General features: G+C 60.8%; 12 protein-coding genes and 1 tRNA gene. 7 read left to right on the forward strand and 6 right to left on the reverse strand.

Annotated elements, in window-relative coordinates; genetic code table 11:
- Nucleotides 1–22 precede the first annotated feature (22 nt).
- Together IM701_RS12505 and IM701_RS12510 are read left to right on the forward strand one after the other, a co-directional pair.
- Nucleotides 23–943, forward strand: coding sequence for an SDR family NAD(P)-dependent oxidoreductase (locus tag IM701_RS12505; RefSeq protein ID WP_039331793.1), 921 nt, complete (start codon nucleotides 23–25; stop codon nucleotides 941–943).
- Nucleotides 940–1,860: an SDR family NAD(P)-dependent oxidoreductase gene (locus IM701_RS12510; RefSeq protein ID WP_193827109.1), complete on the forward strand. Its 921-nt coding sequence runs from the start codon at nucleotides 940–942 to the stop codon at nucleotides 1,858–1,860. The genes IM701_RS12505 and IM701_RS12510 overlap by 4 nt, the downstream gene beginning before the upstream one ends.
- Before the next feature lie 63 nt (nucleotides 1,861–1,923).
- On the opposite strand, the gene IM701_RS12515 is transcribed toward IM701_RS12510, so the two are convergent.
- Both IM701_RS12515 and IM701_RS12520 read right to left on the reverse strand, forming a co-directional pair.
- Nucleotides 1,924–3,093, reverse strand: a complete 1,170-nt coding sequence (locus tag IM701_RS12515) for an amino acid aminotransferase (RefSeq protein WP_193827110.1) — start codon at nucleotides 3,091–3,093, stop codon at nucleotides 1,924–1,926.
- A gap of 124 nt (nucleotides 3,094–3,217) precedes the next feature.
- A complete protein-coding gene (locus IM701_RS12520; RefSeq protein WP_370584318.1) occupies nucleotides 3,218–4,003 on the reverse strand; it encodes an EipA family protein in 786 nt (261 codons plus the stop codon).
- A gap of 225 nt (nucleotides 4,004–4,228) precedes the next feature.
- Between IM701_RS12520 and IM701_RS12525 the strand changes: the two genes are divergently transcribed.
- Both IM701_RS12525 and IM701_RS12530 read left to right on the forward strand, forming a co-directional pair.
- Nucleotides 4,229–4,321 (forward strand) — tRNA-Ser (locus tag IM701_RS12525).
- A 183-nt stretch (nucleotides 4,322–4,504) separates the two neighbouring features.
- Nucleotides 4,505–5,680: a site-specific integrase gene (locus IM701_RS12530; protein WP_193827112.1), complete on the forward strand. Its 1,176-nt coding sequence runs from the start codon at nucleotides 4,505–4,507 to the stop codon at nucleotides 5,678–5,680.
- Between the two features lie 84 nt (nucleotides 5,681–5,764).
- Here IM701_RS12530 and IM701_RS12535 read toward each other — a convergent pair whose 3' ends face one another.
- The 3 genes from IM701_RS12535 to IM701_RS12545 are packed head-to-tail and all read right to left on the reverse strand — an operon-like array spanning nucleotide 5,765 to nucleotide 8,993.
- On the reverse strand, nucleotides 5,765–6,718 hold the full coding sequence (locus IM701_RS12535; RefSeq protein ID WP_193827113.1) for a hypothetical protein: 954 nt from the start codon (nucleotides 6,716–6,718) through the stop codon (nucleotides 5,765–5,767).
- 6 nt (nucleotides 6,719–6,724) lie between these two features.
- Nucleotides 6,725–7,840 carry a DUF3696 domain-containing protein gene (locus IM701_RS12540; RefSeq protein WP_193827114.1) on the reverse strand — a complete coding sequence of 372 codons (1,116 nt, stop codon included), beginning with the start codon at nucleotides 7,838–7,840 and terminating at the stop codon, nucleotides 6,725–6,727.
- Nucleotides 7,833–8,993, reverse strand: coding sequence for a DUF262 domain-containing protein (locus IM701_RS12545; RefSeq protein ID WP_193827115.1), 1,161 nt, complete (start codon nucleotides 8,991–8,993; stop codon nucleotides 7,833–7,835). The genes IM701_RS12540 and IM701_RS12545 overlap by 8 nt, the downstream gene beginning before the upstream one ends.
- 658 nt (nucleotides 8,994–9,651) lie before the next feature.
- On the opposite strand from IM701_RS12545, the gene IM701_RS12550 reads away from it, so the two are divergent.
- The 3 genes from IM701_RS12550 (at nucleotide 9,652) to IM701_RS12560 (ending at nucleotide 12,214) form a co-directional block, all read left to right on the forward strand.
- Nucleotides 9,652–10,290 carry a hypothetical protein gene (locus IM701_RS12550; protein WP_193827116.1) on the forward strand — a complete coding sequence of 213 codons (639 nt, stop codon included), beginning with the start codon at nucleotides 9,652–9,654 and terminating at the stop codon, nucleotides 10,288–10,290.
- A gap of 122 nt (nucleotides 10,291–10,412) precedes the next feature.
- Nucleotides 10,413–10,766, forward strand: coding sequence for a DUF3768 domain-containing protein (locus IM701_RS12555; RefSeq protein WP_193827117.1), 354 nt, complete (start codon nucleotides 10,413–10,415; stop codon nucleotides 10,764–10,766).
- Between the two features lie 236 nt (nucleotides 10,767–11,002).
- Entirely contained in the window at nucleotides 11,003–12,214 is a 1,212-nt protein-coding gene (locus IM701_RS12560; protein WP_193827118.1) for a hypothetical protein, read from the forward strand.
- A gap of 206 nt (nucleotides 12,215–12,420) precedes the next feature.
- Here the strand turns inward: IM701_RS12560 and IM701_RS12565 are convergent, their stop codons facing one another.
- Nucleotides 12,421–13,050: a hypothetical protein gene (locus IM701_RS12565; protein ID WP_193827119.1), complete on the reverse strand. Its 630-nt coding sequence runs from the start codon at nucleotides 13,048–13,050 to the stop codon at nucleotides 12,421–12,423.
- Between the last annotated feature and the right edge of the window lie 22 nt (nucleotides 13,051–13,072).

Raw genomic sequence — 13,072 nt, forward strand, 5'->3', positions numbered from 1 at the left:
GACGAGGAATGGAGAGGATCTGATGCAGAATCTGCCGGGCAAGACAGCATTCGTGACGGGCGGCGCCAGCGGCATCGGCCTCGGCATCGCCAAGGCGCTGCTGGGTGCCGGGATGAACGTGACCATCGCCGACATCCGGCAGGATCACCTCGATTCGGCGGTCGAGGAGCTGGCCGGAGGCGAGCGCGTGCTGGCGGTGAAGCTGGACGTGACCAACCGCGAGCAGTTCGCGACCGTGGCCGATGCGGTCGAGGCGAAATTCGGCAAGATCCACATCCTAGTGAACAATGCCGGCGTTGCCGTGGTCGGGCCGACGGAACTGGCGACCTTTGCCGACTGGGACTGGGTCATGGGCGTGAACGTGGGCGGCACGATCAACGGCATCGTCACGATGCTGCCGCGCATCCTTGCCCATGGCGAAGGCGGGCACATCGTCTGCACCGCATCGATGAGCGCGCTGGTGCCGGTGGGGATGACCACGATCTACTCGTCGGGCAAGGCGGCGGTCACCTCGATGATGGAGTGCATGCGCCCGGAACTGGAACCGCGCGGCGTGATCTGCAGCGCCTTCTGCCCGGGCGCGGTGCAATCGAACATCGCCGATGCTGCCAAGACGCGGCCGGCCGATCTGGCCGACACCGGCTATGCCGAGGCCGACAAGCGCCGCGCATCGGGCGGCAACTTCATGCATCTGTACCAGACCAAGGAGCAGGTGGGCGAACGCGTTCTGGAGGGCATCCTCAATGACGAGCTCTATATCCTCACCCACTCCGAGTTCCTGACCGGCGTGGAAGAGCGCGGCCTTGCCACGACGGCAGCGGTGCAGACCCACCTGCCCGAGAACCCGGAATACAAGCAGACTTTCGCCATGCTGTTCCGCAACCCCGCGATCACCGAGGAGATCGCGCGGCAGAACAGGCTGAAGGAAGGGCGCGCCAAGTGAAGGACTTCGCAGGACGCACCGCCTTCGTCACCGGAGGCGCGAACGGCGTGGGCATCGGGCTCGTCCGCCAGCTGCTGAACGAGGGGTGCAAGGTCGCCATTGCCGATATCCGGCAGGATTCGATCGACAAGGCGCTGGCGTCACTCGACAATCGCGAGGTCATGGGCGTGCAGCTGGACGTCGCCAGCCGCGATGGCTTCAAGGCTGCGGCGGACGAGGTCGAGGCGAAGTTCGGGCCGGTTTCGATCCTGTGCAACAATGCCGGGGTGAACCTGTTCCAGCCGATCGAGGAGTCCTCCTACGACGACTGGGACTGGCTGCTGGGCGTCAACCTCCACGGCGTGATCAACGGGGTGATGACCTTTGTGCCGCGCATGGTGGAGCGCGTGAAGGCGGGCGAGCAGAAGGGCGGTCACGTGGTGAACACCGCCTCGATGGCGGCATTTCTCGCGGCGGGCAGCCCCGGCATCTACAACACCACCAAGTTCGCGGTGCGCGGGCTTTCGGAATCGCTGCACTATTCGCTGCTGAAGTATCAGATCGGCGTCTCGGTGCTGTGTCCGGGCCTGGTGAAGAGCTACATCTATGCCAGCGACGACGTGCGGCCCGAGGCGCTGAAGGGCGCGATGAAGCCGGTCGATCCTAGTGCGGTGGAGCGGCTGCAGGGCCTGCACGAATTCGGCATGGAGCCCGACGTGATCGGTGCCCGCGTGATCGAGGCGATGAAGGCCAACCGCCTGCACATCTTCTCGCACCCCGACCACAAGGAAGAAGTGCGCGAGATATTCGACGAGATCATCGCCGAGTATCAGGACTACCCGAAGGACCCCGGATATGACCGGCGGGTGGCCTTCGAGAAGTTCCGCGCCGACAGCTTTGCCGAAGCGCGGCGGCAGTCAAGGGCTGCGGATTTCTGAGCGCAAACGAATAGGGCGGAGCCGCGAGGCCCCGCCCTTTCTCGTCGAACCAGGCGTGCCGCTTCAGGCGACGTCGCGCAGGGCCTCGACGAACTTGTCGATATTGCCTGTGGTCAGGCCGGCAATGTTGATGCGGCCCGAACCTGCCATGTAGACGCCATGCTTCTCGCGGATGGCGAGGATCTGTTCGCCGTTGAGCGGCAGCATCGAGAACAGGCCGTTCTGCACGCCCAGCGGCGCCATGCTGATCGGACCGACCTGCTGCGCGGCGGCGAGGCGATCACGCACCCAGCGCATGCGATCGCGCATCTCGTCAAGCTCGGCCAGCCACATCGCGGTCAGGCTTTCGTCGGCGAGGATCAGGCGAACCGCAGCGCCACCGTGATCGGGCGGCATCGACCACGAAGCGCGGGCGATCGTCGCACCGTTGGCCATGGCATTGGCGAGCGCGGTAGCATCAGACGTGACGGCATAGAACGCGCCGACGCGATCGCGGTAGAGACCGAAGTTCTTGTCGCATGAGTAGGCGACCAGCGCTTCGGGAACGACCGAGAGAACCTTGCGCAGGCCATAGGCGTCGGCCTCCATGCCATAGCCCAGGCCCTGGTAGGCAAGGTCAAGGATCGGCAGAACCTTGCGCTCGACCAGCAGCGGGGCGATCTCGTCCCACTGCGCGTCGGTGTAGTCGACGCCGGTCGGGTTGTGGCAGCAGCCGTGAAGGAGGACGGCATCGCCCGGCTCAGCCTGGGCGAGCGCAGCCTTGAGCGCGTCGAGATCGGCAAAGCCATCGGCAGTCATGTGGCTGAAGGTCTTCAGCTCGACACCCACAGCCGCGATGATCTGGGCGTGGTTGGGCCACGAGGGCGTGCCCATCCATACGCGCTTGACGCCCGAACGCTTGGCCACCTCGATGGCAAGGCGCACGGCACCCGTGCCGCCCGGAGCCTGCATCCCTTCAACCTTCGAACGGTCGAAGTCCTTGCCGAAGACGTAGGGGATAAGCGCGTGGACAAAGCCCATGTCCCCTTCAGGGCCGAGGTAGGCCTTGGAATCCTGCGTTTCGAGCAACCTGGCTTCGGCGGCCTTGATCGCCTTGAACACTGGCGTGTCGCCCTCGGCCGTGCGGTAGACGCCCACGCCGAGGTCAATCTTGTCAGCGCGCGGATCGGCATTGTGGAGCTTGATCAGCGCCAGAAGTGCGTCGGCGGGCTGGGCGGCAAGATTTTCGAGCATGAGGCCTTCCTTTGCGGGGAGCAAATTGCGGCGGCTCCATGCCGCCGGAAGGCCTCCGGGGCAACCCTACATTTCAATTATAAGGTATGCGGGAGACAATTTGCAGCGATATTGCGCGAAACCGTCAGAACGGGAACCAGTTCTGCTTGCGCGAGAACTTCATGTAGCCGCCGTTGATGCCAAGGCGCAGTCCTGCCCCCGAGCGGACGGGAATCAGCACGGTGTCGCCCTTGCGCAGATAGCTGACGTGGAAACCGCCAACGAGGTAGGCTTGGCCCTCGCCCGCGGGGAAGCGCTTGTACAGCTCCTCGCTGTCGAACAGATTGTAGACCAGAACGAAGGTGCTGGCAGCATTGGCGCCCGCGTCGAAGCCGATCGACGGGCCGGTCCAGTAGACCGGGCGCTCACCCTCGACCTTGTGATGCAGCGTGCCCGAGCCGTAGCGCAAGCCGACAACCAGCGCACCACCGGCTTCGCGGCCGACGATGTAGGCGTTGGGTTCGCCCTGCTTCTTGAGCAGGTCCTTGATCACGTCGGCGAGGCCAGCAGCGCCCTTGCCGAACACGCCTTCGGCAGCGCCGATCAGGTCATCGTCCTTGTAGGTCGATCCGGTTGCTGCCTGAGGTGATGCGGCGACTGTGCCCTGCGGCGTGGCAGGTGCAGGAGGCTGATAGGGCTGCGTCGACGGCGGCGGGGCATCGGCCGGGAGCGCCGGAAGCGAACCCGCTTCCGCACCGGCGGGCACTGCTGCGGGCGTTGGCGTCGAGGCCGGTGCACTGGACTGGGGTGCAAGGTCACCGTCGATCACGGAATTGGGATCAACTGTCTGGACCTGCGCCAAAGCGGCGTTGGCGGTGAGCGCAAGGCAAGCGGCAAGGCCGGTTACCAAGGTGCGCGCTTTCGACATCATAATCATGAATTCCCGTCCGTCCCGATCTTCGCACGCATTTGCGCACCCCTGCCCTTCAAGCAGAATCCAAGGCTGGGCCTACGACAATGAACCGGCGATGAGCCGAGTCCAAAACGCGCCGAACCGCCTGCGCGGAATGATTTTCGATTTGGCCGGATTTTTGCCCGAGAGCCCCTTGCCGCCCCCCACAACCCTCGTTATAGCGCGCCCTCGCCGCTGCGATCCGGAGACGTGGGTGAGTGGCTGAAACCAACGGTTTGCTAAACCGTCGTACTGGTAAATCCGGTACCGAGGGTTCGAATCCCTCCGTCTCCGCCAGATCACGCATTTCTGCGGTCTTCCCCGAACCACTGCGAACACTTCGAAGGCTCGGAATTACTTGGCTTTTCGGTGGGTTATGCGTTCACAATGGTTCGCCGGAGATCGCCTCAAGCCAGAGTCAAAACTATGGCTAATCTTATGGCTGGTTCGGCCTGAAATAAGCTGCTAGTCAGCGAAATCATGCCCTCGCGCGCGCGTAACAAGCTTTCGGCTAGGCAAGTAGCCACGCTCACGGAGCCCAACGTCTACTCTGACGGTGGTGGCCTCTATCTCCGGGTCCGCACATCGGGCCGGTCGTGGTTCTACATCGGCACCCTGAATGGCAAGCGAATCGAACTAGGCCTCGGTTCGGCGCTGGATGTCACGCTGGCCAAAGCGCGGGAACGCGCTGCTGCTATCCGTGCCATGCTGATCGACGGCATCGACCCTCGCACCACACGCACCAAGACCAAAGTCGAGGAGAAGCCGGCCGTCACCTTCGGCACCTTCGCCATGGGTCTGGTCGACGACATCGAAGAGGGTTTCAAGAACCCCAAGCACCGGCAACAGTGGCGCAACACTCTGAAGGCGCACGCCAAGCCTCTGTTCGAGGTGCCGATCGATCAAGTGACGACCGAAAAGATACTCGCCGTCCTCCAACCCATCTGGCTGAGCAAGGCCGAGACGGCTTCCCGCCTCCGTGGCCGTATCGAGCGCGTTCTGGACGCGGCCAAGGTCAAGGGGCTGCGCGATGGCGAGAACCCCGCGCGCGGTCGGGGGCATCTCGATCTACTTCTGCCCAAGCGAAGCAAGGCTTCGGTCAAGCACCATCCAGCTTTGCCCTTCAGCCAGGTTGCGGCCTTCATGCAGGCGCTGCAGGGGCGCCCGGCTGTTGCCGCGCGGGCATTGGAATTCACGATCCTTACCGCAGCGCGATCCGGCGAAGCTCGCGGCATGACTTGGGCCGAAGTGAACCTCGAAGATAAGCTTTGGACAGTTCCTGCAGAACGGATGAAGGCACAAGTCCAGCACGAGGTTCCACTCAGCGATGCGGCCTTGGCAATCCTTCAGGCCATGCACGAAGAGGGCCTGAAGCCAACGGATTTCGTGTTCCCAGCGCCGCGCGGCGGTTCCCTATCCGACATGGCACTATCGCAGCTTCTCAAGCGCATGGAGTACTCGCACATCACCGTGCACGGATTCCGATCGACCTTCCGTGACTGGGCAGGTGAAAAGACCCAGTTCGGACGGGAGGAGGTGGAGATGGCGCTCGCCCATACGGTCGCTTCTTCTGTCGAGCGCGCCTACCGGCGCGGACGCGCGCTGGAAAAGAGACGAGAGTTGATGGCGGCTTGGGCCGCTTTCTGCGGCAAGTGACGACCAGCCCCGGTGATCGATTTGAGCTTCCGCGAATACTTCTTGCTGTCAGGAGCAGCCGATTCATTGCTCGGATGCAATCCGTCACCCGATCCCGAGCTTGCGACCGACGTGACCCACCAATGCGTGCTTCTTTGGCTCGGTCATGAGGAGAAAGTGGATGCGCCCCTCCGTCGGCGCCAAGTCGCAATGGTCGCTAAACGTGCGTTCGACATTATCGGCGTCCCTGAACTTGGCATAGCCCTTGCGGGAGGTGCTCTCAGGCCTCACATTGAACGGGAAAATTGGGTGGCCCACGAGGTTCGCCGCCCAGTCGGCGACCGCTTTGTTTATCCCGGACAACTTGATCCAAAGCTGCTCCAGCATCGGATCGCCGGGCAATATGCCTTCGATCTGCTGGCGAGTACGAGGGATGAAATCGAGCGAGGGAAATAACTCTGCCCGGTGTTGCCAGATGTCCGCGCCACTAGCCACCGGCGGCCGCAAATCCGCACGTAGACTGTCCTCATGGAACTCCACATCGTCCGCCGAAGCCGCATTACGGGCCTCGACCACCTCCTCGGTGATGTCGCCGGCGTCGGAGAGTTCTGCCAGTTCAAGCGGGATCATGCGCGATTTCCAGAGGTCGTGCGACGGCAAGCTAAGGCCTAGGCCCTTAAGGCGATGGGCGAGGCCGAGAGCGACCGCCGGTTCGCTCGCCAGGATCGGTGCTGTTGCCGACATCCGATAGTCGAAGGCGTGGGGCTCGACTCCGGGGGCGGCATCGATCGCCACTGCGAAAGGCGCACGGTTGTTGAGGGCCTTCAGATATTGGCTCTCCTCAACAAACTCGCCGGCGTTGCGCAGTGCTGCCACTGTGAAGCCGCCGCCTAAAGAAAGACCGTTTAGCGGCTCGTCACAGTTCAGGATCACCTGATCGTCGATCGCCTTGGCTGCACGGGCAGTTTGCACCAGAAGCAGTAGGTATCTGATCGCCTGCTCGCGATGGACTGCACCACTTGGGGTGGATAGCCCGTTCAAGAAGAGTTGAAGCGGCATTCGTTATCAGCCGAGCAGTTTATCCAGGCTCTTCTCCCACTGATCGAAGAAGCCTTCTGGCCAATATGACAGGCGACCATCCTCCGTCAGTGTAGGCGTCTGATAGCTGCTGGCCTGCCCGGAATTGCGCGAGAAGAAATGGAGCTTGATCTGCTGCGGCGCCAACAGGCTATTTTTTACTGCGAGCCGGATACCGTTGAGCACGTGATCGCTATGGCTCTCGACGATCACCTGCACCCCATTTGCGGCGGTGAGTGCCAGCAGTCGACCGATCGAGACCTGGCCGCGCGGGTGCAACTGTGCCTCAGGATTCTCAACTACGAGCATCGTTCCGGGCTCGGCGGCGATACAAGCCGTGATTACGGGGAGGGCGTGCGTTAGTCCGAAGCCCACATTCGTTGGACGCAGGGGATCACCATGGGCAACGCCCTCACCTTTATACGTGAACACGAGGCGGACGAGATCGGTCATGGGAACCGGTTGCGCCGCCACGCGCACACCCGGACTGAACTCCTGCATCCACGCATTAACTTGTGCGATGAGACTGAAGGCCTTTTCTTCGTGCGCAGACCGGACGATCTCGGCTGCCGTGATCTGCTCGCCGAATTCGAGCAGAAAGTGCGCCGTGTATTCGCCCCGCGCTCCGAGGAAGCGCTTCTGTCGCACGGCGTCCTGCGACTTTGGAAAAGTCACAGCCGGCGTGATCCGGTCGGCGCGGAGGAATTGAAAGCCGCGATCGAACAAGTCCAACAGTGGTAATTTGCTGCGCTCCGGCATTGCAGTGCAGGTTAGGACGTCGGCATCACTCTCCGCTGTCGCTGTCCAGCGATAAACGTTTTCTTGCCCATCCCGGCTCTCGCCAAGCGACCAGGCGATTTCAGGCTTGGAAAAGCCCTGATATAGCGCATCGCGGCCCGTGCCGATTTCGACAAGCTCACCATTGAGGGCGAGTTCGCCTGCGAGGAGGAACCGGCCGTCGAACGACTGCCGCAAGACACCGATTGCCTGGAGAACAGTGCTCTTACCGCTGCCATTAAGGCCGGAAAGTAGGGTCAGGCTACCGAGGCTGAGTTCGAGATCATCGAACGCCTTGAAATTTTCGAGACCGATGAAATCAAGCATTAGTCAGTATCCCATCGAGCATCTCACGTATCATGGAAAACCGACGATTGACCTTGCGAATGTCACCCGTGCCCTGTGAGATAGCATTTTCGAAGGACCGATCGTTGCAAAGCCTGATAAATGCATCGCGCACAGCTTCACTATTTTGCACAAGCTTTGCAGCTTGTACCGAAGACAGGCTTGCGAGGTTTACCGAAAGGGCCTCGAAAACAGCCTTGTTGATCGGCAACCGCCCGGCTTCTTTGAAGAAGCGCTTACGGAAAGCATCGCTTCCAAAAATCACCGACGCCGTGTTGAGGGCACTGATGAAGTAGGACTGCGCCGTACTCAGTTCGTCGTCGCTTGCCACGTTGATCGCCTTCATCGCGCGGATCAGGAAGCCATCCATGTCGGGCTGCTTGTAGGCTTCGAGACCCAAGAGGAAGAAAGCTAGAAATCGCAGCACGAGCTCTCGATCATCCATTCGTATTGGCTTCACGCTACCGTCGGTCGCCTTGATGAACGAAGGCAGGCTGGCCCAAGTTTCGAGAACGTCTCTCGCTTTACCCGGAGTGATGGCGTGCCGGAGTTCCTGTGCTGAAAGCGCGATCCCACCGGTATTGATGCGCGCGAAAATGTTGAACTTTACCTCAGGAGGCGTCCCCTTTCGTATGAGGTGAATGATAAGCTCCGCTTCGCGCAGCCGCATCCTGAGCCGGGGGCTCAGACCTTCGAAATCCGCCCCCTCATAATCGTGAAGATATTCAAGGCCCGAAAGGATTAGCGGGCGCTCGCCGATGACTTCCGGCTTGATGAATCGGGCGATGGTTGACAACCTTTGAATACCATCGACGATCTCCCACCGCTCGTCATCATCCTCTGCCGCGTAGAGAACCGGAAGCGGAATACGGAGCAACAAAGATTCGATGAGTCGGCTCTGTCGGCGCTGATCCCATACACCCCAACGCCGCTGGAAATCGGGCTGAAGGTTGATCATTTTGTTTTCAGTACGCGACAACAGAAGGTCCACGGTCATCGGGCGGGTTATGACGTCAATGTCATCCGGATCGAACGGCTCGGCGATCTTTTCCGCTTCTTGACTTGGCAATTCCTGCTCGACACCAATCTCGTTGCCGACAGCATCAATCTGTGCGTTGTTCGTTGCTTCGTCCATATGTCGTCGGGCGCCTCCCCGAACACCGTAGCGGGGCCTCGCCCTCAAACAAAGGAAAAGCGCAACCTCAGCGGCATGGTGATGGCTGGATAGAATTCATCCTGCAGGAAGGGAGGGCAGAGCCGGAGGCCTCCGCGACGGGCCGCTCTGACCTGCACGAAGCTCGCGCGCCAGACCGCTACGCAGGTCGGCCGGGCGCTGATGTCCGCATTGGCTAACTTTGTCGTTTACCTGCATAGATTGGAACCGCAGCCGTTCCCCAGCCCCAGTCGTTCCTGCATCGACTCGGCTCACTCAAGAGTGACCGCGAATCGGCATGGCCGGGGGTGAAGAACTACGTAAAAGTCGCAATTCATGCCCAGCCGCGCTCGGCCAGAAAAACCGGCCACTTTTGACATTTTTGGCAGAATTCCGTACATTCGCAGTGCACTGGAAATGGCAGTTGAGCCCAAAGCCGAGCCTCTTGGCAGTTCAATTCTTACTCCGGCGCACTCTCGAAAATCGAGGGCCATGAAGGGACGGTCAGGTGATCCTGGCCGAGGTATTCGCCTGCGTGTCGATCGGGTGATCCGTTGATGATGCAGGCCTTGCTGCAAGACCGGCGAGACGCCGGGGAGTGCCCTTCCTGGGCCTCCCTCTGCACAAGGATGCAAGCAACATGGACCACGAACAGCGCACCAAGGCCACCAACCGTCAGGACCCCGAACTCGCGGCGAAGGTCGTCCGTGCCATAGGTGAGATCGAGACACAGTTCTTTCACGCCGCTGGCCCGCTCAGTGAGCGCATGATGTCCGAGGCGCTCGTCGCGATCGAGAAGGTCGTGGCCAGCCCGTGGGAGTTCATCGAGAACGACTGGATACCGCAGGTTGTGTGCCCCGAGTGGAAGATGACGCGCGGAGTTGGGACCGGGGATATGTGGCTGCAGGTGGCCGAGATATCTGCTGACGAGGAGGAATACGAACACACCTGGATCGCTGCTGTCACGAAGACGGTGCCATCGCAGCTCTGCATTCAACTGATGTTCCGCAGGGGCCTACACGACCACGCTCAAGCAGCAATCAAGGACATAAAGGTGATCGGCCCCGTCCTTGAAAAGGGCTTCGTGCGCGACGACGCCAATCTGGCGCTGTTCGTGCCCATCCATATACCCGCCGAGAAGCTAGCGCAGGGCTTTGCCCAGAACGACCTAACACCGACAGTGCAGCCCTTTGCTAAGGCGATGCAGGCGGCACTTGCTGCCAAGCCCGTCCTCGACAAGCTGCTCGACGGGATCAGGGCAGCGGCCAAGACCAAATAGCCAGCAGGCGTGTCGCGCGGCTGGTCGCTATCAGCCACCAAGTCTCAATCCGGTCGCGCGGCTCTGCCCCCAGTGCTGGAATTCCGGCTCCCCGCAACATCATCATGACAAGGACCGTTGGCATGGATCGCCACGAAGATGCGTCGCGCCTGCAGCGCACGCGAAAAATACAGGAATTGAACGACCGGCTGCGCAAGACCGGCATCGGCGGAAGGATCGTCCTCACCCGTGCAGTGGCCGCCATGGGTGCTCCGGAGCTGACCGACCTGCTGCGAATGGTCCGCGAGTTCGACACTTTCACCAGCAGCAATGATCCGTGGGGTGAGCATGACTTCGGAGAGGTCGTCATCGATGGCGAGCGCTACTTCTGGAAGATCGACGCGTACGACCTGAACCTCGAGTATGGTTCGCCCGATGCCGCCGACGAAGGAGTAACCTGCAGAGTCATCACCATCATGACGGCGATGGACCTGTGATCATGGCCCGCCAACATCTTGAACAATCGGCGCGCGCGCCGCATAGCAACACCACCTGCGGTCAGTCCCGCAGGGGAGGCGTAGGAACCTCTCACTGCACGCGCTGGTCGAGTTTACTCGGCCGGGTGGTCGTCGCGCATGTCCAAGGCTCGCCTAAAGGCGGCGACGCCTTGTGCGTGCGCAGGGTTCCTAACACCCGGCTTTGCCCGGTGCCTCCATCACGAAGGGAGGCATTTATGGGGCGCAACACTTGGCTGATTAGCGGCGCAGGACTTCTCGCGTTGATCAACCCCAATCCGGTAGCCGCTCAGGCTGGCAGTGTTGACAGCAGTTTCTGCAATCGCGGCATCGTCACGGACGCCGCATTACAACTGACCCGCGATTGGGGTGAGCGATACCGCCAAACCTTCGTTGAACAGGCGACCAAGTTTGGTGCGGCAAGCCGAGGGTCCGTTGTACGTGCGACCAATTCGGAAATCATCTGCCGCGTTACGTTTACGAGCATTACTTCTACACTTCCGGCCCACCGCGTGGAGTTGAGAGACGTGGAATTCCGCTACTCGCCCTCCACTGGGACCCTAGAGCCACTCACCCTTCCGATGGCTGGATTCGATGAACGGACATCGATCGCTGCGATATGGGAGCGAGTCTTTCTCGATGACCGCTCCTATCGGTCCATGGTCGAAGAAAAGGCGGAAAGTGATCCAGCCATGGCCGCTGCGGTGGCAGCAGTTGTGGGCCGCCCCAAAGGAACAGAGAATGCCGCTTGGGAGCCTGGGCTTTTCTGCGGCAAGATTAGTGCACAGACTGCGGCAGTCAGCATCATCCGCTGGGCTGAAACAACTAATTCCGTGCGGGACACAGGGCTCACAGCAAAGGAGACTCCAACTTGGCTTCCAGCCACTGGTTGGACCATCGGAAACTTCAAGGTCGTCTCGTCGATACCCTTTCAAAGCGTCATCTGCTCCGCGGACGTCACCTACGTCGCCAATACGTTCGACGGAAAGCGAATTCCGATGAAGATCATCGGCATGCCCTACAAGGTGTGGGGCAACGACGACGGGTCAGAGGTTTATGCCGACGTCCATAACTGGCCCACGGAAGAGCAGCAGCGGGACTCCAACAACGCTTTTAACCGCGCATGGGTTGTGAACGGGCAGACGTTCCAACAAGCTTGGGCTCAGAAGCAGCAGCGCGAGCAAGCATCAAGCGGACCGAAGAATGCTATCGACGCGCTGACCCAGCAGCAAAACGCGTACAATGCCCAAGCCGAGGAATACCTTCGAGCGCAGGGTTACGACGTGGACGGCATCAAGAAAGCTGAAGCGGAAAAGACCCGGAAGTATGCCGAGCAATGCCGCCGCAGCGGTGGCACATGGGGACGGCCCACCGACAAGTATGGGAATGCCGGGGCGCTTGGCTGCTACCACCCTACTGGTGAACGCTAGGGGTCGGCTGTCGGTAGGATTTACGGAATTCACGTAACATCGGCGCTTAGGGGATAATGGTCACCCATTAACGGCCAGATCAACGCCGCGTCGATACATATGACTGATGGCTGCTCTGCAGAGCAGCCATCAGTACGATTGACACGAATGGTTACCGCCGCGCCAAGAGAACGTATAAACCCGACGCAGCGTAAATCGCGGTAAAGCTACTGCGCAGATGAGGTTGCCGCTCGATCAAGGTACCATTGCTCTCGCCGTTCTGGATCCTGAGCGCGGCGGTAGACCTCGGCAAGGCTACCCGTTTGAAGCAGGAAGCCGATGAGATACTCTGGCGGAACACGGTGCCGGCGGGCGTACTTCAAGTGCTGGGTGAAGCGAGTGACATCGGATTTCCGGAGGTTCGCAGCAGGACAGTCGAGATGGAGCCCGGTGAGAACCCAGTAAAACCCATCTCGGCGGAAATCCTTTCGTAAAGTGCGTAGGACTTTACCGCCTGCATGGGCCACACGGATTGCATCAATGGTCCGTTCCAACGGGCCAAGCTTGACCTTGGCGCGAGCAGATATGACAAACTTATAGACTGCGCGCTTCACGACATTGGCGGGGGCATAGTACGGGGATTTCCCAAACTCCGCAGTCGCCCGGCGTGCGTTGGCAAGCTCCGCTTCAACACTCGCGACAAATTTATCCCATGCCTCCTCATAGCCCGTGAGACCTGCGCGTCGCCTCACAACGTTGGCGCTTGGGCCGGATTTCCCGGCCTGCCTTCCAGAATGAGGGGAACGACGCTTTGCGGGCTTCGCTGAGGAACCGGCAGCTGCTGCCTGCTTCACCATATCATCTCCCCTTCAGATTGCC

The sequence above is a fragment of the Novosphingobium sp. ES2-1 genome (genome assembly GCF_015169775.1).
GTDB lineage: Bacteria > Pseudomonadota > Alphaproteobacteria > Sphingomonadales > Sphingomonadaceae > Novosphingobium > Novosphingobium subterraneum.

What these genes read in the sequence shown, in the direction of transcription:
- IM701_RS12505 (WP_039331793.1), top strand. Translation starts at nt 23, where the DNA reads ATGCAGAATCTGCCGGGCAAGACAGCATTCGTGACGGGCGGCGCCAGC.
- IM701_RS12515 (WP_193827110.1), bottom strand. Translation starts at nt 3,093, where the DNA reads ATGCTCGAAAATCTTGCCGCCCAGCCCGCCGACGCACTTCTGGCGCTG.
- IM701_RS12520 (WP_370584318.1), bottom strand. Translation starts at nt 4,003, where the DNA reads ATGATGTCGAAAGCGCGCACCTTGGTAACCGGCCTTGCCGCTTGCCTT.
- IM701_RS12530 (WP_193827112.1), top strand. Translation starts at nt 4,505, where the DNA reads ATGCCCTCGCGCGCGCGTAACAAGCTTTCGGCTAGGCAAGTAGCCACG.
- IM701_RS12535 (WP_193827113.1), bottom strand. Translation starts at nt 6,718, where the DNA reads ATGCCGCTTCAACTCTTCTTGAACGGGCTATCCACCCCAAGTGGTGCA.
- IM701_RS12540 (WP_193827114.1), bottom strand. Translation starts at nt 7,840, where the DNA reads ATGCTTGATTTCATCGGTCTCGAAAATTTCAAGGCGTTCGATGATCTC.
- IM701_RS12545 (WP_193827115.1), bottom strand. Translation starts at nt 8,993, where the DNA reads ATGGACGAAGCAACGAACAACGCACAGATTGATGCTGTCGGCAACGAG.
- IM701_RS12550 (WP_193827116.1), top strand. Translation starts at nt 9,652, where the DNA reads ATGGACCACGAACAGCGCACCAAGGCCACCAACCGTCAGGACCCCGAA.
- IM701_RS12555 (WP_193827117.1), top strand. Translation starts at nt 10,413, where the DNA reads ATGGATCGCCACGAAGATGCGTCGCGCCTGCAGCGCACGCGAAAAATA.
- IM701_RS12560 (WP_193827118.1), top strand. Translation starts at nt 11,003, where the DNA reads ATGGGGCGCAACACTTGGCTGATTAGCGGCGCAGGACTTCTCGCGTTG.
- IM701_RS12565 (WP_193827119.1), bottom strand. Translation starts at nt 13,050, where the DNA reads ATGGTGAAGCAGGCAGCAGCTGCCGGTTCCTCAGCGAAGCCCGCAAAG.